The sequence below is a fragment of the Dyadobacter sp. HNCC25DJ183 genome, from assembly GCF_056895175.1.
On record NZ_JBXHAP010000001.1, the window covers coordinates 560,215 to 578,410 of the forward strand.

Genomic DNA, 18,196 nt, shown 5'->3' on the forward strand with positions numbered 1-18,196 from the left:
ACTTATAAATAGATCTCGCTGCCTTTCTGTGCAAACTCGCGGGCTTTCACCTGCATACCTTCTTCAATGTCTGCGCTGGTCAGCATCCCATTCTCTTCTGCATACTCGCGCACATCCTGGGTGATTTTCATCGAACAGAAGTTAGGGCCGCACATGGAACAGAAATGCGCGATTTTGGCACCTTCGGCAGGTAATGTTTCGTCGTGAAACTCGCGGGCTGTGTCGGGATCGAGGGAGAGGTTGAACTGGTCTGCCCACCGGAACTCAAACCGCGCCTTGCTCAATGCATTGTCGCGGTACTGTGCACCCGGGTGACCTTTGGCCAGATCCGCTGCGTGGGCGGCAATTTTGTAGGTGATCACTCCGTCTTTCACATCCTTTTTGTTGGGCAAGCCGAGGTGCTCTTTCGGCGTCACATAACAAAGCATGGCGGTACCAAACCAGCCGATCATCGCGGCGCCAATGGCGGAGGTAATATGATCGTAGCCGGGTGCAATGTCGGTAGTAAGCGGGCCCAAAGTGTAAAAAGGTGCTTCGCTGCAATGTTCCAGCTGCTTTTCCATATTTTCTTTGATCAAATGCATCGGCACGTGACCCGGACCTTCGATGATCGTCTGCACATCGTGCTTCCAGGCAATTTTGGTCAGCTCACCCAGTGTTTCCAACTCTGCAAATTGCGCGGCGTCATTTGCGTCGGCAATGCAGCCCGGCCGCAGTCCGTCGCCTAACGAGAAAGCCACGTCATACGCTTTCATGATCTCGCAGATCTCTTCAAAATGCGTGTACAGGAAGTTTTCCTTATGATGCGCCAGGCACCATTTGGCCATAATGGAACCTCCTCTTGACACAATACCCGTGATGCGCCTGGCGGTGAGCGGAATGTAGCGGAGCAAAACACCGGCATGGATCGTGAAATAATCCACTCCCTGTTCCGCCTGCTCGATCAGCGTGTCGCGGAACAGCTCCCACGTCAGGTCCTCCGCTTTGCCATTCACTTTTTCCAGCGCCTGGTAGATCGGCACGGTACCAATGGGCACAGGCGAGTTGCGGATGATCCACTCGCGCGTTTCATGGATATTCTTACCCGTTGACAGGTCCATGATCGTATCTGCACCCCAGCGGCACGCCCATACGGCTTTTTCCACTTCTTCCTCAATGCTCGACGAAACCGCAGAGTTACCAATGTTGGCATTGATCTTGACCAGGAAGTTGCGCCCGATGATCATCGGTTCGCTTTCGGGGTGGTTGATATTGGAGGGGATCACTGCCCGGCCTGCGGCAACTTCCTGTCTCACAAACTCGGGTGTAATGAAAGATTGAGGGGTATTTGCGCCAAAGCTCTGGCCGGGATGCTGGTGCGACAATGCACCTGCCCGCCCATTCATTTCACTAAAATGCTGGTCGATCCGCTGGTTTTCACGAATGGCGATGTACTCCATTTCCGCTGTGATAATCCCCTTTTTGGCATAGTGAAGCTGTGATACGTTGTGCCCGGACCTGGCGCGCAGCGGTTTGTTGACATGCGCAAACCGAAGATGGTCCAGCTGAACATCGGACAGCCGCTGCCGCCCATAGCTGGAAGATATCGTTTCAAGCTGCTCTACATCCTGCCGCGCGCGGATCCATTCCGACCTGAGTTGCGGCAGGCCTTTTTTTACATCAATGTCAATGTGCGGGTCGGTGAAAGGGCCGCTGGTATCGTATACGGTTACAGGCACATTGGGTTCCGTCGCGCCGGGCTTTCCGTGTATTCTGGTGTCGCTCAACGCAATTTCGCGCATTGCTACCGAAATGTTGTGCAGCTTGCCTGGCACATACACTTTACGCGAATTAGGAAAGGGGGTCCTCGTGATCACGCCGCTTTCAGGTGTTTTTTCAATTTTCATAACATACAGGATTGGACAAACCGCAGCTGGTACAGCGTGGTTCGGGTGAAGATTGGTAAACTGAATTTTGAGAAAACGGTCGGTTATCCTCCCTGAGTGGCTTTGATCAGGGTAATGCGGTCGTGAGGCTGCAGCGTGCGGCGCTCCCATTCAGACCTCGCCAGCACTGACTGGTTGATCGCTACGGCAACGCCTTTCAGGCTGTCGGGAAAGAGCCCGGATAATAGCTGATGCACCGAATAATGGTCGGGAATTTCGCGGGATTGATCGTTAACTGTGATTTCCATTCTGAAAAACGTTTTGTGAGAAAAACTTCAGGAATGGACCTTTATGGAAAGATTCATTGAGATACAATAGCAGTATCTCTTACTTTTCCCTTCGGCAGTACTAGCTGCATCAGGTTCAAAGGGTATTATCTCAGTCCGCATATCGGGACACCCCTAAAGTTTCGACAAAACTATCTGAAAATGCGGGTTATCAAAATTTTCAGAAAATAAAATGCCTGCCTGCAAACCGTTTCGAGCGAATGCAGCCGCCCATTTAACTAACTAAAAAGCTGAGGTAAAGCACACTAAACCCGGGCAGGCGACGAAATCGTATTCCACCAGAAATCACACAGCTGGCGGAAGAGCTGCATGGATTCTCTGAGGTTTTTTCCCTTCATCACAAATGCATTTGCCTGATGCGAATAACTTTCGCGGATATCGGCCGGGTTATCTGAAAAGCTGAAAACAACTACCGGCACAAAAGGCAGCTTATTAACCGAGTTTTTCATCGTACTCAGAAGATCAAGCCCCTGCTGTTTGGTAGGTAAGTACAGGTCGAGAATGATCATATCAATCGGAAACGGGGATACGTCGATGTTGTCGCGCAGGTACTCGCGTGCCGCGGTATCGTCGCTGAAACGTGTGAAATGTACATCAGGCAGGATCTTTCGCAAAGAAATATTCATCAGTTCCCAATGATCGTCGCTGTCTTCCACGATCAGGATGTTCTTGCCTTCCAGGTTTTCGGGCAGTGCAACTTCCTCCTGCACAGGATAACTGTTCAAAAACGAGACGCTTATCGACTCGGCAAGTTTGCTGTATGCATTGTAGGATACCGGCTTTGTGATATACGCATTGATCCCCTGGCAGTAGGCTTTGAAAATCAGGTCCTGATTGGAGGAAGTCGACAACATTACAATGGGCACGTGCCGGAGTTTGCTGCTGCTCCTGATCACGGACGAGGCTTCCAGACCGCTCATTCGCGGCATGTTCATATCCATGACAATCAATGCAGGCTCGTGCAGGCTGGTCCGGCGGTTCATCAGTTCAAGCAGCTCGACGCCGTCGTTTACTTCGATGATAGTGACGTCCTGCATCACCTGTTCAAGGGCTTCTTTAATGAGCATTCGATCATCCTCGTCATCATCAACAAGAAAGATAGATTTAGGGGTTTCGAGCGTGGGAATACCCGTCATGATGGTGGTTAATAGTTTTGTGATGTCGCGTAACAGACGCAAAAGTATCAAAAAAAGGGAATCTGGTGTAACTTCGGCTATCGGCTATCGGCTGTCGGCTGTCGGCTGTCGGCTATTGGCCGTTAGCTATTGGCTGTTAGTTATTGGCTGTTAACTGTCGGCTGTTGGCAGCGTAATCAAAAAAAGCCGAAGTATGATAGCCGAAAGCCGAAGTATTATAGCTAACAGCCAACAGCTAATAGCTAACAGCCAACAGCTAACAGCCAACAGCTAATAGCAACCAGCTCCCCATAAACATTCCCTCCTTTTTTATACATTTGAAAAATCAATCACTTTCAGTTTGAACCGGCTCTTGTCACTTCTGCTTTTTGGTCTGCTGCTGTATAATACAGCGGGCTATTCGGTTGTGTATTTGCTGGAAGAAACACCCGCAATGTCGGGCGCGGGTGGAAACTACGGCGGGCAGGATGATTTTGGCGGGGATATCGTGATCAAAGTGCCTGTAAATGTGCCTTATCAGGTCAGCTGGGACAATGCGGAGCCTGCCGAGGGTGAAATCCGGCACAAGGGACTGCATTACCAGATGAAGACCAAGCAGCTGATCAATGATACACTCTACGTACACTGCGAATTTGACCAGAATGCGCGTGACCGTTACACTGCATTAGTGTCGCGGATCCAGGATGAGATTGCAGGAGCGCGGCCGCAAAAGGGCGCTCATTCCGTCCTCCTAAAATCCTTCCTTAAAGATTATCTTGCCAATAACAGAAAGCACATTTTCTACATCCTGGAATGGATTCCGGCGGATGCGCAGATCAGTGACAATTATCTGCTTTCGGCAGGTAGCCCTTTTGCACCCCCTGTTTGTCCCCCTCCTAACCAGGCATAAGCCCCTTTTTCTTTTTACACAAAACATCCGGCAGACCAGGTAACATGGCGGCATTGCGCTCGCTTTGAGTTTCCGTGGCTGTCGTGCTAAAATCTCCTATTTGGCTTATTCCATTCAAACATGAAAAAATATATATACCTCGCGTTCGCATTGTTGTTTGCTTCTTTGGTTTCCTTCAATGCTCATTCACAAGGCTGTGTGGCGATCCGGAGCACCGGAAATGCCTGCATGCTCGCTCACGCAGACAGCACCGACCACCCGCAATGGGTTTTGACCACCAGTGCACGCTATTTTAAATCTTTCCGCCATTACTCAGGTACCACCGAGAACAAGGAGCGGCTCGTGCAGCATACCGAAGTGATTAACCATACTGCGTCGCTGGACATCAACCTGACACGGATTTTGAATGACCGCTGGTCCATTATGATCGACTTACCGATTATTTCCAATGCACGCTCCTCGCTTTATGAGCACGGTTTGATCAACGGCTCCAACAAATTCAATCAGCGCCACAGCATGCATTCTTTTGGTATCGGCGACTTGCGCGTGGCAGCTTACCGGTGGCTTTTTGATCCTAAAACAAGTGCACGCGGTAATGTGCAGCTGGGTTTGGGTATCAAGCTGCCAACCGGCGATTATAAATACGAGGACTACTGGTACAATGTGGGACCGAATGGAAGTAAGGAACTGCGCCCGGTAGACCAGTCCATTCAGCTGGGCGATGGCGGGACCGGCTTCACAGTGGAGGCAAATACCTATTATAACCTTACGCACAACTTCGGCGTGTACGGAAATTTCTATTACCTGATCAATCCGCGTGAGCAAAACGGGGTGAGAACTTACCGCGAGACGCTTTCTCCAAGACTTGCCAACGAGGCGATTATGAGTGTTCCTGACCAGTATATGGCCCGTGGTGGTGTCAGCTATGCGATCAACGGACTGGTACGCGGAATAACAGCGGCAGCCGGTGCCCGCCTCGAAGGTATTCCTGTGCACGATCTCGTGGGTGGAAGCGGTGATTTCCGCAGACCCGGATATGTGTGGAGCATTGAACCGAGTATCAGCTATTCTTCGGGTAAATTCGGCTTTTTTGTGAGTGTTCCGGTCGCATTATCCCGCAACCGCACGCAGAGCGTAACGGACAAAGCTTATTCAGCAGCCACGGGCACCTTTGCAAGAGGCGATGCTGCATTTGCCGATTACTCTGTGAATGCAGGGATTTCGTTTAAATTCTGATTTTACCAAAAACCATACAAAAGTGCCACGTGGTCAGAACCAGGTGGCACTTTTGTCTTAAATCGGCTTTACAACTATTTGGAAGCTTCTTTTTGCAGGATCTGGATGGAGCCGCCTGAACTGTATCCTGAAAATTGAATGAACACATGGTCGCCGGTTTTTCTCCTGATCGCATACACTCTCACGAGCGTGTTGGGATAATCGATCGATCCTTCTTCTCCGAAATAGCTGGCCTCGTCCTTGATCCTGTCCAGCTCTGACTGCGGCACTTTCCCACTGAAAATCAGTACACCGCCGGCAGCGATGATCTGCTCCCGATAGGTTTTTTCAAAATAAGGAAGCGACCATTCTTTTCCTTCCACGCTGGTCATAAATGCTTTGTAAACGTGACCCTCAACCGGGATCATCACTCCTTTATAAGGAAAAAACAGGCGATCAAACTCCCGTGTAAGTGGTTTGTTGAGCGTGGTGATGTTTGCCGGAAGCTTCAAAAAGGGGAATTCTCCCAGTTCTTTCTCGCTGAAGGGAATTTTTGACAAATCAAGGGAATCGGGTACCGTTTGCCCGTGATCTGCGACCGCTCCCGTGTGATTGAACGGCGCCTGCTCTGCCTGTGCAAAATGGACGTATGTGGCTAGTGACAAGGCATTTGATGCAAGAAATACTGCTGTTTTAATTTTCATGACGAATTGGCTAAGTAACTGTTTGAGGACAATTATAGATATTTTACATTCATTTTTTAATACGAATTGAATTTACATTATTGCAAAACAGAATTCCTGATCCTATTACTAACCACCAACCTTTTTCAACAATGGAAAATTTTACAACTTCTGAAACGCCGGATTCAAGAAGAGACTGGCTTAAAAAATCGGCTGCGATGGCGGCTGGCATATTGACGGGAACTGTGGCAATGGCCGCACCTGAGAAAAAGCCGGTTGTGACCAGAAGATTGCCTATCGCAGTTTCCAGCTACTCCTATTGGCCGCTGACAGGTACCAAGTACCCAATCGAGAAAGTGATCGAGCATGCTGCGAGGATTGGATTTGACGGCGTGGAAGTACTCCACCGCCAGATGACCGAAGATTCGGTGGCTTACCAGAACAAATTGAAGCGGCTTGCATTTGACAGCGGCCTCGCCATGCCCCTGCTATCCATTCACCAGAATTTCCTTCAACCTGATGTAGCAAAGCGGAAAGCGGATATCGAGCATACCTATAAATGCATCAATATAGCCTCGCAAATGGGTATTCCCTGCGTGCGCATGAACACGGGCTCCTGGGGTACCATCAAAAACAAACGCCAGACCGACTACTATACCCACGGTGTAGAGCCGCCGATCGAGGGATACACCGATGAAGACGGGATCAAATGGACGATCGACGGAATGGGCGAATGCCTGCAATATGCCGAGAAAGCAGGGATCGTACTTGCTCTGGAAAACCACTGGGGACTGTCTTCCAACATCGAGTACCTACTCAGAATGTACAATGCGCTGAAAAGCTCACCGTCCATGGGGCTGAATGTGGATACCGGCAATTTCGTGGGAGAACCTTATGCCGGACTCGAAAAGCTGGCGCCCTACGCGACCATTGTGCAGGCCAAAACCTACTACGGCGGCGGGACGTTTTACGATAAGGAAATGGATTATACCCGCATCGGCAAAATATTCCAGAAGGCGAACTACAAAGGTTTTGTATCGCTCGAAATGGAGGGCAAGGAAAACCCTGAAACTTCGGTACCTAAAAGTTTAGAACTGCTCAGAAAGGCATTCACATTCACAGCCTGAGCTGCCAGACTATCACCAAGAAAAAAGCCGGAGGTACCTGGGGTACTTCCGGCTTTTTTGTGAGTCGCACACTCACTTCACCGTTCTTTTCGCCCAGTTAAAAATCGTTGAATATACCTCTTCTCTCACAGGCTTTCGCGAAAGAACGAGATCGTGCATGCCGCCGGGTACCGCCTGAATACTGTACTGGCCCACGATATTCTGCGCGCGCCGCGCCACTTCATTCACGTCCAGCACTGCGTCGCCAGTGAAAAATACGTCGCTCCATTTCTTTTCGTCAATGGATTTGGAAGCATGCAGTACGAGTACCGGCTTGTCGATCTGCAAGCCTTGCAGCAACTTTTCCTGCGCCAGATGCACCGCGCGAACCCAGCCAAAGTTGACGGGCGGCGCAATAAGCGGCTTGAAGCCCAAGCTATAAGCCCATTCTCCATGATAATCTTTATGCAGGCTTTCTCCGTAAAGCGGATTGATCCCGAGGTCTATACCCGTTTCCGGATGTTTTTCGGCGCGTTTGATCATCAATGGGAGCGCTGTTTTTTTCAATCCTGATTTGATGTTTAATGCGAATAGCGGACTGTTCAGCAGAACTGCATCAAACCGCTCGCGTCCGTTCCGGGCGTCTGCATACACCGACACGATCAACCCGCCGAGCGAATGCCCCATTAAAAGTACTTTATCATTTCCCTCGCTGTGCATGATATGCAGGGTAGTATCGATATCGGGAAAATACTCAGACAGTTCTCTTACGTTATTAAACTTCTGGTGCGCGAGCCACGAGCGTCCGTATTTCCGCAGATCGACTGCATAAAAGTTGTAGCCTTCTTTAAGAAAGCGCTCGGCCATTTCTTCCTGAAAAAAGTAATCGTTGAATCCGTGTACGTATAAAACCGCTTTGCTGCTTTTTGGAGTCGCTGTTTTCCTGATGATCGTACAGGTTACACTGCCTTCATAGTCGGCGGCTTGTACAATGGTGGCCTGTTTGAATTCTTTCCCGAGTATATCTCCGAAATAAGTAACCTGCCCGAACGCAGAGCAGGCGCTCAGTCCGATTAAAAGCAGGTATCCCGCAATTTTTTTCACTGGCTGTAAATTGAAAAATGAGGCATAAATATAGCTTCAACTATTCAATTTTCTTCAACTCTTCCCCGCGATCCGGTTTAAGGTTTACTGTCCGGAATTCGGGATTTGTGTTGTTTTCGATGACAAAGCCTTTTGCAATATCAACCTCAATGCGAACGGAACCCGTGGTAAACTTGAATATGTGTCCGCCCGCTTTCATATCGCCCGACAGGTAATGCAGGTGAAAGCCCGGCACATTGGTCCTGGCGAGGTACGGAGGCAGCAGAAATCCGTTGCAGGTACCTTGCGTGTTTTTGATTTCAAACACCGCCTGGTTTGTTTTCAAATGCTGGGTCAGTGTATGATAAGGAGGCTTGGCTGGCCGCGCGGCGCGGGTTGTCATCGTCGTGAAGTTACCTGTGATCCGCAGCGCGTATATACCATTGGGATTAAGGATTTTGAGTAAATGCTCCTGTACATTTTCATAGCTCAGGTTCTCGCCGGTAAGTGTGATGACGGTATCTGCTTTGAAGTATTTGACAAATGCGGCTGAGGTACTGTCTGCATCGCTTACTTCACTCACGGAGCCGTCGAAGGATACTTTATACACCCGGCCCTTGTCCATGATCAGCTCACCGTCGACTTTATTGAAGGTACCTACCCCAAAGTCGCCGCGCGTTTTCAAACCGGCGATATTCAGGTCTCCGTCAAATACGCCCGCCATTAATGCATCGATGATGGAATACTGGTACATGAGGTCTTCATTTTGCAGGTTCTGCAGTCCATGCCGGGTGGAATTTTTAGCGACCTGGCAGCCGCCGCAAAGGAGCAGAAGCAATGCAAATGAGAAAAAGATGGTCTTGGAGAAAGGGTTCACAGATGTGTTTGGGTAGATGAATTGAATATAACCTAAATACGGCAGCAGTCCTGCCTTACTTACCTGACTGGCTTTAAAGCACAAATACACAGTCAGAATAGGCGGGATTCGGGTTTAAATTGAAGTAAATAAAGGATTGCACTGACGCAGTTGACTTTGCAGAAAAAAAGGGGCAACTTAAAAACATTGCGCTTTCCTGACCATTCACCAATTACAACCCGTTCAATGAAAAAGACACTACTCCTGTTACTGTTGCCCGCCCTGTCCATTGCACAGACAGCACCTACTCCAATGTCGCCCAAAGCGGCCAAGATCCACGCGAAAGCGCTGACGATCGACACCCACGCCGACGTGCCCATTAACATGATGAAGGAAGGCTTCGACATCGCTGTCGAGCACGATTACGAGAAAGACCGTTCACAGATTGACTTTCCAAGGATGATCAAAGGCGGCATGGACGGGATGTTCTTTGCGGTTTACCTGGGCCAGGGCAAGCGAACCGACGAAGCGAATGCAGAAGCAAAAAAGAAGGCGCTCGCCATTTTTGACAAAATACATGAAACTGCCCGCCTGCACCCGGATATCGCGGCGATCGCAACTACCTCGAAAGATGCCTACCGTCTTCAAAAAGAAGGAAAACGCGCCATGTTTATAGGTATGGAAAATGGCTGGCCGGTTGGAAAGGATATCACGAATGTGAAACAATACTATGATCTTGGATTGCGCTATATCACGCTTTCACATTCGCTGAACAATGATATCTGCGATTCGTCTACCGATGGCGACGGTCCGGAACACAATGGACTCAGCAAGTTTGGAGAAGAAGTGGTGAAGGAAATGAACAGGCTCGGTATGATGGTAGATATCTCGCACGTGTCGGATTCAACCTTTTACGATGTGATCAGGCTGACCAAAGCGCCGGTGATCGCCTCGCATTCAAGCTGCCGCGCATTATGCGATGTTCCCCGGAATATGACAGACGAAATGATTAAAACACTGGCCAAAAATGGCGGTGTGATCCAGATCAACTTTGTACCCGGCTTTGTAAAAAAACCTTCCCAGCCACACGAAATGTCACTCAAAGCGCTACGGTTGAAAATCCGTCAGACGGACCTTTCGGATGCAGACAAAAAAGCATTGCGTGATGAAATGAAGGCGATTAACGAGAAGTACAAAGGTGATATGCCGACTATTCAGGATGCTGTCAACCACATTGAGCACGTGATCAAGCTTACCAGTGTCGAGCACGTTGGTATCGGAATGGACCTCGATGGCGGCGGCGAGGTAATTGGACTGAAAGACGTGAGCCAGATCGGCGCAATTACCGAGGAACTGGTAAAAAGAGGCTATTCAGCGAAGGATATCGAGAAGATCTGGGGAGGCAATATCATGCGTGTTCTCGACCAGGTAGAGAAAGCGGCGGGGAACATCTGATACCCTGCTTTTTGCGCGATTTTCAAAGGAAATCGCGCAAAAAAATATATACATTTAGAGAAATAGTTTAATAAAATTGCAAATCTTACACTCTCTTAATGATTATCACAAATTGCGTTCAAACAAATGGCTAAGTCAGCGGATAATAAAAAAACAAAGTCAGCAAGCGACCTTCCGGAAAACGGAACATTGAAAACCGAGGGTCAGGAGCTGAATGCGGTCGAAACAGTTAGCCGTTTTACAGATTTTGATATTCATCTTTTTCGTCAGGGAAAACACTTCAAGCTTTACGAAAAGCTCGGCTCGCACGTGATGGAACACAAAGGCGTGGTAGGTACCTACTTTGCAGTATGGGCACCGAATGCGACCTACATTTCCGTGATCGGTAATTTCAACGGCTGGAACAAGGGCGGCCACGCACTGGCGCCGAGGTGGGACAGCTCGGGTATCTGGGAAGGCTGGATCCCAAACGTGGGTGTCGGAGAGGTTTACAAATATCATATTGTATCTCAAACCGGCGAGCACCTTGAGAAGTCTGACCCATTTGCACTCTGGTGTGAAGTGTCACCAAAAACCGCCTCTATCGTATGGGATAACTGGTACGAATGGGGTGATTCGGAGTGGCTGAAAGTGCGTAAGGAAAAAAACAAGCTGAATGCGCCGATATCCGTATATGAAGTCCACCTGGGCTCCTGGCAGCGCGACCCTTCGGACCCGCTTCGCTTTTTGACCTACAAAGAAATAGCGGCGAGCCTGGTACCCTATGTAAAGGAAATGGGTTTTACGCACGTGGAACTGATGCCCGTAATGGAACACCCCTACCCGCCTTCGTGGGGATACCAGATCACGGGTTACTTCTCGTGTACGGCACGCCACGGTACCCCGCAGGAACTGATGTACCTGATCGACCAGCTGCATCAGGCAGGGATCGGTGTGTATATAGACTGGGTTCCCTCCCACTTCCCGGGCGATTTGCACGGACTCTACCGTTTTGACGGTACAGCGCTTTACGAACATGAGGATCCGAGGAAAGGATATCACCCCGACTGGAAGAGCTATATTTTTAATTATGGAAGAAATGAGGTCCGCTCGTTCCTGATCAGTAATGCCATTTTCTGGCTGGACAGGTACCATACCGACGGACTTCGGGTGGATGCAGTTGCTTCCATGCTTTACCTGGATTATTCAAGAAAGCACGGCGAGTGGATACCGAATGAGTTTGGCGGAAGGGAAAACCTGGAAGCTATTTCGCTGCTGCGTGAAATGAATGTGGCTGCGTACACAGAGTTCCCTGACATTCAGACGATCGCCGAAGAGTCTACCGCATTCCCAGGTGTATCGCGCCCGGTTTTCGTGGGCGGATTAGGTTTTGGAATGAAATGGATGATGGGCTGGATGAACGATACATTGAAATACTTCCAGCTGGATCCTGCATTCCGCCGCTGGCACCAGGATCAGCTCACGTTCAGTCTGGTGTACTCATTTTCAGAAAATTTCATGCTGCCCTTCTCGCACGACGAGGTGGTTTACGGGAAGAAGTCACTGATCAACAAAATGCCTGGCGACGAGTGGCAGAAGTTTGCGAACCTGCGACTGATGTTCGCCTACATGTTTACACACCCCGGCACCAAGCTGCTTTTCATGGGCGGGGAATTCGGACAGGCTTCTGAATGGAATTTTGAAAGAAGCCTGGACTGGCACCTGCTAGAACAAGCTCCTAATAAAGGTTTAAAGGATTGTGTTAAAACTTTAAATCAGCTTTATAAAGACGAGCATGCATTGTTCGACCATTCTTTTTCAAGTGAAGGTTTTGAATGGATCGATACCCAGGACAGAGAGAACTCGGTGCTTGTATATGCAAGAAAAGGGCTTGATCCTGCACAAAGTCTGATTATCGCGCTTAACCTGACGCCCCTGCCCAGAAAAGGGTATCGCGTCGGTGTACTTTCGGAAGGCAGCTGGCAGGAGATCTTCAACTCTGATGCGGAAGCTTTCGGCGGCAGTGGCGTCATCAACTACGATCCTGTTACCTCGGAAGCGCACAGATGGCACGGAAGAGCGAACTCATTGTTGCTGGACCTGCCACCGATGGGCGCAGTCGTTTTAAAGAAAACAACCGCCAAAAAGCTTCTTTAAGGCCGGTAACTTACTTTATTTCAATCTTAGGCAGAGCTTTCAAACTCTGCCTTACTTTTTTTGCACATTTTTTTACCTTTGCCCATCACATGACCAAGGATCAGATGAAGCGTTTAAGGATAATAGTACTTTTTTTGTTTTTGGGTTCGGTTTCAGGTTATAGTCAAAGCTTGTCCCGCGTCACGTCCGGTATTGACCTCGGACTTGGTTTTCAGGGCGATCAGTGGGTACCTTCTGCATTGTACCACCAGGAGCTTAGCCTAAATCATTTTCCATGGTTCCGCATCGGCTGGGGCGTGCGCGCCTGGGGCTATTATGCGGGCAGAACAAACCTGGTACCGCAAAGCAATGCATTCTCGGACGATACTTTGAAGTTTGGCAAGCTGAGCGCGAACGGAGCCAGCTTTGTATTCGGGGCAAATGTACGTGTATGGAGATTTGACATCGGCGCGAATACGGACATTTTTGGCATTGCATTCGGCACGAAGCGCAGCGGACTTTATTCAAAATCAACTTTCTACGAAGGAGAAGGCGCTGAATATTATAATGCCTACATCGGCAGCAACCCGGCTACATTGAATGCGCTTCCATTGGTAATGGACAAGCAGAACGGGCAGTCGGAAGTATTCCTTCGCTACTGGATTGCGGATCGCATCGGCTTGAAGCTGGGCTATGTGCACGGTCGCATCACTTACAGCACACCTGAGAAGCTTGACAATGGCCAGCGCCGCTTTTCGGCCACTTACGGCGTCCCTTATGTCGGCATATCATTTCCCTTATACAACTGATCATTCAAGAGATGCCTGAAAAGCTGGTTGACTCGCATAAATACAACCTCTGGAAAAACAAACTTGAAGGAAACGGACTTGCTATACACCGTGTAGACGAGCTTTACAGCCGCCGGAACGGTCACGGAGAAGTACTTTTTTCATTGCTTTACACAGACGCTACTACGCCGGAAGGCCACAAAATTCCACCAATCTGTTTTTTGAAAGGTGAAGTGGTGAGCGTGCTGGTTTGCTTTATAGATTCCGAGACGAAGGAAAAGTACCTCCTGCTTGTGCAGCAGCGCCGCATTTGCGACGGTTCCCTTACCTACGAGCACCCTGCCGGCATGCTGGACAGCGAAAGTGACGCAGCCGCAGTTGCAGCGCGTGAGGTGTTTGAAGAAACAGGTATCCCGGTGGAAGTATCGCAGTTGATCAGCGTAAACAAAGCACCATTTTATCCGTCGACAGGCACGAGCGACGAGGCGATGTACATGTTTTACTGCGAGCTCGAATTAAGCACTGAGGAGATCCACAGCTACCATAACAAAGTGCAGGGTGTAGTTTCCGATCACGAGTTTATCAATACCTATGTAGTGCCTTTTGTGGAAGGCCACAAGCTGATCAATAATTCGAACGGAGTGCTGCTGGACTACCTGTATTTGAAGGATGTAGGAGACTGGGAGTTGCTGAAAAAGCTGTAATACGATCATTAGGCCAGAAAAAATTTTCAGCAAAATGGCCGAAAATCAAAATAGGGGCTATATTTGCACCCCATTACCGAGAGAAGCACCCGTAGTTCAATGGATAGAATTGTGGTTTCCGGTACCATCGATAGGGGTTCGAATCCCTTCGGGTGCACTATTTGACATAACAAAATCAATCATAACCCTGCAAATCAACTGTTTGCGGGGTTTTTGTTTTTGAAATGGGTGCCAAAATTTTCAATTATTACCAAATAAAAGGTGAGCAAATCGAGAGCAGCGTTACACCCAACGATGTGCTCACCAATTTGAGTGTAACTTGTTGATATGCAGCCTGTCCACGAGATGGACATTTTGACTTTTTGGAGCTTCAAACCTAATTTTCATTCACTAAAACTGGTTTGTTATGCTTACAAAAACATTCAATTTGCACTTCTATCCTAAAAAAAGAAGTGGCCATTCAGGAGGCAAAACGACGTTCCAATGGAAACTGTTTCGAAAATGCTTGGACACAAAGATTTGAAAACCAAGCAACACTACGCCAAAATCGTTGATCTAAAAGTACGAGCTGACATGGAAAAGCTGGGTAGGAAGTTGAAATAACTCAAATCAAAAGAATCACTTTGATTATCCCAAAATAAGCCCCCCACTACGTGAGCTGATCGAAGTCTCATGTCTCTCTACTAATCTTCATCATATCAGAAATTTTACCGTAGGCTTGTGAAGTGGGATTATTAATAGAATATCCCGGAAAAAAGTGAGCTGTGAGGAGATCGTTTAGCACTTCAAAACAATGTCGGTTAGCTTGGTTTAAAACCTGTCTGACCGGCATTATCGTGATTCGCTGTGAGCTTATCTCAGCTCTTTAAGAGGGGCATACAGAACCTGAGATTTTACATTTTCCCGCCAATTTTGGCTACCGTTCGACCTCTTAACTCAGGACAAACACAAAGACGGTGATTGCAGCATCAGGGCGTTTATTGCCCAAGGTATAACGAGAAGATTACGCAAAGTAAGCGTTTGTCAATAGAATGAAGAAAAAGCGCAAACGAAAAATGAACCAATACGTTATAGAATATGATTCCCTATCTCCTGATAATATTATTGCGGCTTCCAAAAACTGAAAAAGGGAAAACACCCGAAACTAAGAACGTCCAAAACCAAATAGGTTGTCCCACACTCAGCCATAACCAGCCAATTACGATGGTAATACATCCGGCAATAATTAGTATTTCCTGCTGCCCCCCTTTCAATGAAGCACATACAACTCCCCCCATAAAACAACTGATGTACACGCAAAATAGCTTAATGACATACTGAGTAATATCGTGGCTCCCGGCGATAGAATTATCAAACAACTCCAATGAACCGGGGAATACATATCCCTGGATTTTTGCTAAGACGGAGCTCAACAGTCCGATCGTTCCGAATCCTAACACAACGGATAATATCTTACTGAATTTCATGACTTATCTGGTTAATTATAAAATTTTCCTGATCTTTTGTAAGCACGATAGGCTCAGTCATAATCTTTTGAACATCTTTATCGCTTGCAGACCGGAATTTTTTGACAAATTTCTCTAAATCGGCTTTGTCTTTTGGTATGAAAGATGCGGCATTATTTTTTGCATTGGTTTGAAATTTTTTGATAATCGGCTGCATCAGTCTATTGTACTTTTCACAGGCTTTTAAAATATCGTCAGGGTATTCCGCTATAAAATGTGCCAGTGCCTTCGCCCCGAAAATAGATAATGATGCGCCCATGCCCGATAGGGCTGTTGGACAATAGCCTGCATCTCCCAGCAATACCAGGTTTCCACTCACTAGATCTGAAGCATTAATCATCCCCATTTTATCAACGAAAACCAAGCCGTTATCCAAAAGATCATCTAACAGCTTCTTTACTTCGGGATCATAATCAGGAAAAGAACTCTTAAGAATTAAAGAAGCATTATTTTTGATCGTTCCGATATCTTGTGTACTATGGATGTAGCACTGAACGGCAATTTCATCTGCCGCAATTGGATATATAGACAACATCTTATCGACGTCAATATATATCTTAAAAACACCAACCTGATACGAATGTATATGCTTCAATTTTCCTCCCATATAAAGCATATTAAAATCTTCTAATTGGCAATCATTAAAGTAACGTTCTCTGGTAACAGAACGCAATCCTTCCGAAACAACTACCAAATCAACCACTATTGTATCTCCGTTTGAAAGCGTAATTATCGTCTTACCTGCTTTTTCCTCCAGTTGTGAAATCGTTGAATCGAAAAGTATATTTACATCGTTGTTGATAGCCTCATACAAAACATGATGCAGCCCGCCTCGGGATATGAGTACCGAACGTTCGATATTTTCATTCATTTTATCATAATTGATGCTTCGAATGATTTCCTCATTACTATCTATAAAATGAACTGTCTCAGACGGGGACGATTCTGCCTGAAGTTTCTGGGTTAACTCCAGTTCATCCATGATTCTAACCCCGAAACTTTTCAGTGAAATAAGAAATCCGGCTTTACTGAACGAGGTCGACCTATCAATAATCGTAATAGTATGACCTTGTTTCGCTAAGAAATTGGCTGCCGTTAAACCAGCTATTCCCGCGCCGGATATTAGAATGTGTTTTTTCATTTTTTCTGTTTTTTCAATTTGGTAATGCAAACTTATTCATACTTTTAATGCTAAAATAGCTCTCTAAGTACAAAAAATAGTTCATAAAGATGACCAAGGAGAACAACAAACAGGAAATGATTTATTGGGCGGAGCGTTTGGGGATTTCGCTAACTCAATATGCAGAGGAATTGGAAGTGCTAGAGCTTAATGAGATTAAAATCGTAGATCTCTTACCCGCAATGTTATTGATGATTCGCTCTGTTATAGCAAAGAAAACATTTCGCTTCCGGAGAAAACCGATAAAGCTGATTGAAAATGGGATCTTAATTTCATTTATAAATATTGTCAACTTACCATTAAACTCATCCGCTGCTGGCAAAAATATATTGAAGCATGTACAGCCACACGTCCGCATTGTACCGCTGAATACAGACAGTGAAGTTGTCTTTCCTAAAGACATGAATATTCAGCAGATAACGATCATCATAAGCCTTGATTATTTACAGACGTTTATAGGAAAAGATCACGGGCGGTTTGATTACCTTTTTGATAATGAAAAAACACTTTGGATAGAAGAGTTCATGTCGCCCGAATTAGCAGCGTTGGTAAACGAAGTCGCAGATATTCCCTCTTCACAAACGTTACCGGACGCTTACTATCGATTGAAGTCACTTGAGTTAATATTTTATCTATTTAAAAATCTATTGATAAGAGAAGAAACTCCGCATCAAAATTTATCGAAATACGAAATAGAATCCGTCTATCGCGTCAGAGACAAAATTGCTGCTTCGACGGACCAACCATTTGTGCAGGAAGAATTGATAAAATTAAGTGGTATGAATATAATTAAACTTCGAAAAATTTTTACGCAAGTATTCGGAAAAGGCATGTATCCATACTATCAATATTTGCGTATGCAGGAGGCCGCTAGACTTTTAAGAGAAGAACATTTATCCGTTTCTGAGGTGGGTTATCAATTGGGTTTTAGCAATTTAAGCTATTTCGGAAGATTGTTTGAAAGGCACTTCGGTGCCAAACCCAAGAAATGGAGTCAGAGTGAAAAGCGACACCATTTGTCTAAAACAGCATTTTTCAGGTGAAGGTACGGAGCTGAAGCCCGGGACGTATTGTAAATTCTGCCCTTTTACCCGCTGGGATGCGAACCTAGGATATCTGTTGCTTCGTGGTTCACATCGTCAATCCTGTTTATCTGAATTGTAATCCTTATTTAGCGGGCACTTAACATGCGGATAGTTCATTATCCATTATTTTTAATAAGGTTTAAGCTCATAAATGTTTGAGCGAGCAAATCGAGAGAAGTAAGTA

Annotated in this window: 16 protein-coding genes, 1 tRNA gene and 1 riboswitch; of the genes, 9 read left to right on the top strand and 8 right to left on the bottom strand. The window is 46.9% G+C overall.

Features of this window, described 5'->3' with window-relative positions:
• Positions 1–2: 2 nt before the first annotated feature.
• From thiC to AC1XTG_RS02310, 3 genes are all read right to left on the bottom strand, one after another.
• Positions 3–1,886 (bottom strand): phosphomethylpyrimidine synthase ThiC, encoded by a 1,884-nt coding sequence (thiC, locus tag AC1XTG_RS02300; protein ID WP_484840845.1) that lies wholly within the window; start codon positions 1,884–1,886, stop codon positions 3–5.
• Positions 1,887–1,969: 83 nt separating this feature from the next.
• Complete coding sequence (gene thiS / locus AC1XTG_RS02305; RefSeq protein WP_484840846.1) at positions 1,970–2,173, bottom strand: sulfur carrier protein ThiS; 204 nt, start codon at positions 2,171–2,173, stop codon at positions 1,970–1,972.
• Positions 2,174–2,242: 69 nt separating this feature from the next.
• A riboswitch (TPP riboswitch) is annotated at positions 2,243–2,338 on the bottom strand.
• 119 nt (positions 2,339–2,457) lie between these two features.
• Positions 2,458–3,348: a response regulator gene (locus AC1XTG_RS02310; protein ID WP_484840847.1), complete on the bottom strand. Its 891-nt coding sequence runs from the start codon at positions 3,346–3,348 to the stop codon at positions 2,458–2,460.
• A gap of 352 nt (positions 3,349–3,700) precedes the next feature.
• Between AC1XTG_RS02310 and AC1XTG_RS02315 the strand changes: the two genes are divergently transcribed.
• Both AC1XTG_RS02315 and AC1XTG_RS02320 read left to right on the top strand, forming a co-directional pair.
• Positions 3,701–4,237 (top strand): hypothetical protein, encoded by a 537-nt coding sequence (locus AC1XTG_RS02315; protein WP_484840848.1) that lies wholly within the window; start codon positions 3,701–3,703, stop codon positions 4,235–4,237.
• Between the two features lie 120 nt (positions 4,238–4,357).
• On the top strand, positions 4,358–5,473 hold the full coding sequence (locus tag AC1XTG_RS02320) for a hypothetical protein (protein WP_484840849.1): 1,116 nt from the start codon (positions 4,358–4,360) through the stop codon (positions 5,471–5,473).
• A gap of 74 nt (positions 5,474–5,547) precedes the next feature.
• Here AC1XTG_RS02320 and AC1XTG_RS02325 read toward each other — a convergent pair whose 3' ends face one another.
• Positions 5,548–6,156, bottom strand: a complete 609-nt coding sequence (locus AC1XTG_RS02325) for a hypothetical protein (RefSeq protein ID WP_484840850.1) — start codon at positions 6,154–6,156, stop codon at positions 5,548–5,550.
• 131 nt (positions 6,157–6,287) lie between these two features.
• On the opposite strand from AC1XTG_RS02325, the gene AC1XTG_RS02330 reads away from it, so the two are divergent.
• A complete protein-coding gene (locus tag AC1XTG_RS02330; protein ID WP_484840851.1) occupies positions 6,288–7,262 on the top strand; it encodes a sugar phosphate isomerase/epimerase family protein in 975 nt (324 codons plus the stop codon).
• Positions 7,263–7,334: 72 nt separating this feature from the next.
• Here the strand turns inward: AC1XTG_RS02330 and AC1XTG_RS02335 are convergent, their stop codons facing one another.
• Both AC1XTG_RS02335 and budA read right to left on the bottom strand, forming a co-directional pair.
• Positions 7,335–8,345 carry an alpha/beta hydrolase gene (locus AC1XTG_RS02335; protein WP_484840852.1) on the bottom strand — a complete coding sequence of 337 codons (1,011 nt, stop codon included), beginning with the start codon at positions 8,343–8,345 and terminating at the stop codon, positions 7,335–7,337.
• Between the two features lie 40 nt (positions 8,346–8,385).
• On the bottom strand, positions 8,386–9,201 hold the full coding sequence (budA, locus tag AC1XTG_RS02340; RefSeq protein ID WP_484840853.1) for an acetolactate decarboxylase: 816 nt from the start codon (positions 9,199–9,201) through the stop codon (positions 8,386–8,388).
• Between the two features lie 225 nt (positions 9,202–9,426).
• Here budA and AC1XTG_RS02345 point away from each other — a divergent pair, with 225 nt between their 5' ends.
• From AC1XTG_RS02345 to AC1XTG_RS02365, 5 genes are all read left to right on the top strand, one after another.
• A complete protein-coding gene (locus tag AC1XTG_RS02345) occupies positions 9,427–10,635 on the top strand; it encodes a dipeptidase (protein ID WP_484840854.1) in 1,209 nt (402 codons plus the stop codon).
• A gap of 126 nt (positions 10,636–10,761) precedes the next feature.
• A complete protein-coding gene (glgB, locus tag AC1XTG_RS02350; protein ID WP_484840855.1) occupies positions 10,762–12,771 on the top strand; it encodes a 1,4-alpha-glucan branching protein GlgB in 2,010 nt (669 codons plus the stop codon).
• Between the two features lie 89 nt (positions 12,772–12,860).
• Positions 12,861–13,559: a hypothetical protein gene (locus tag AC1XTG_RS02355; RefSeq protein ID WP_229238675.1), complete on the top strand. Its 699-nt coding sequence runs from the start codon at positions 12,861–12,863 to the stop codon at positions 13,557–13,559.
• A gap of 11 nt (positions 13,560–13,570) precedes the next feature.
• A complete protein-coding gene (locus AC1XTG_RS02360) occupies positions 13,571–14,242 on the top strand; it encodes an NUDIX hydrolase (RefSeq protein WP_484840856.1) in 672 nt (223 codons plus the stop codon).
• Positions 14,243–14,327: 85 nt separating this feature from the next.
• A tRNA-Arg gene (locus AC1XTG_RS02365) sits at positions 14,328–14,399 on the top strand.
• Between the two features lie 928 nt (positions 14,400–15,327).
• On the opposite strand, the gene AC1XTG_RS02370 is transcribed toward AC1XTG_RS02365, so the two are convergent.
• On the bottom strand, positions 15,328–15,708 hold the full coding sequence (locus tag AC1XTG_RS02370) for a hypothetical protein (protein ID WP_056287392.1): 381 nt from the start codon (positions 15,706–15,708) through the stop codon (positions 15,328–15,330).
• Positions 15,695–16,888 carry an FAD-dependent monooxygenase gene (locus AC1XTG_RS02375; RefSeq protein ID WP_157474810.1) on the bottom strand — a complete coding sequence of 398 codons (1,194 nt, stop codon included), beginning with the start codon at positions 16,886–16,888 and terminating at the stop codon, positions 15,695–15,697. The genes AC1XTG_RS02370 and AC1XTG_RS02375 overlap by 14 nt, the downstream gene beginning before the upstream one ends.
• Positions 16,889–16,977: 89 nt before the next feature.
• On the opposite strand from AC1XTG_RS02375, the gene AC1XTG_RS02380 reads away from it, so the two are divergent.
• On the top strand, positions 16,978–17,970 hold the full coding sequence (locus tag AC1XTG_RS02380) for a helix-turn-helix transcriptional regulator (RefSeq protein ID WP_056287386.1): 993 nt from the start codon (positions 16,978–16,980) through the stop codon (positions 17,968–17,970).
• The last annotated feature ends 226 nt before the right edge of the window (positions 17,971–18,196 follow it).

What these genes read in the sequence shown, in the direction of transcription:
- AC1XTG_RS02345 (WP_484840854.1), top strand. Translation starts at nt 9,427, where the DNA reads ATGAAAAAGACACTACTCCTGTTACTGTTGCCCGCCCTGTCCATTGCA.
- AC1XTG_RS02380 (WP_056287386.1), top strand. Translation starts at nt 16,978, where the DNA reads ATGACCAAGGAGAACAACAAACAGGAAATGATTTATTGGGCGGAGCGT.
- AC1XTG_RS02310 (WP_484840847.1), bottom strand. Translation starts at nt 3,348, where the DNA reads ATGACGGGTATTCCCACGCTCGAAACCCCTAAATCTATCTTTCTTGTT.
- AC1XTG_RS02325 (WP_484840850.1), bottom strand. Translation starts at nt 6,156, where the DNA reads ATGAAAATTAAAACAGCAGTATTTCTTGCATCAAATGCCTTGTCACTA.
- AC1XTG_RS02360 (WP_484840856.1), top strand. Translation starts at nt 13,571, where the DNA reads ATGCCTGAAAAGCTGGTTGACTCGCATAAATACAACCTCTGGAAAAAC.
- AC1XTG_RS02355 (WP_229238675.1), top strand. Translation starts at nt 12,861, where the DNA reads ATGACCAAGGATCAGATGAAGCGTTTAAGGATAATAGTACTTTTTTTG.
- AC1XTG_RS02370 (WP_056287392.1), bottom strand. Translation starts at nt 15,708, where the DNA reads ATGAAATTCAGTAAGATATTATCCGTTGTGTTAGGATTCGGAACGATC.
- thiC (WP_484840845.1), bottom strand. Translation starts at nt 1,886, where the DNA reads ATGAAAATTGAAAAAACACCTGAAAGCGGCGTGATCACGAGGACCCCC.
- AC1XTG_RS02375 (WP_157474810.1), bottom strand. Translation starts at nt 16,888, where the DNA reads ATGAAAAAACACATTCTAATATCCGGCGCGGGAATAGCTGGTTTAACG.
- thiS (WP_484840846.1), bottom strand. Translation starts at nt 2,173, where the DNA reads ATGGAAATCACAGTTAACGATCAATCCCGCGAAATTCCCGACCATTAT.
- AC1XTG_RS02320 (WP_484840849.1), top strand. Translation starts at nt 4,358, where the DNA reads ATGAAAAAATATATATACCTCGCGTTCGCATTGTTGTTTGCTTCTTTG.
- AC1XTG_RS02330 (WP_484840851.1), top strand. Translation starts at nt 6,288, where the DNA reads ATGGAAAATTTTACAACTTCTGAAACGCCGGATTCAAGAAGAGACTGG.
- glgB (WP_484840855.1), top strand. Translation starts at nt 10,762, where the DNA reads ATGGCTAAGTCAGCGGATAATAAAAAAACAAAGTCAGCAAGCGACCTT.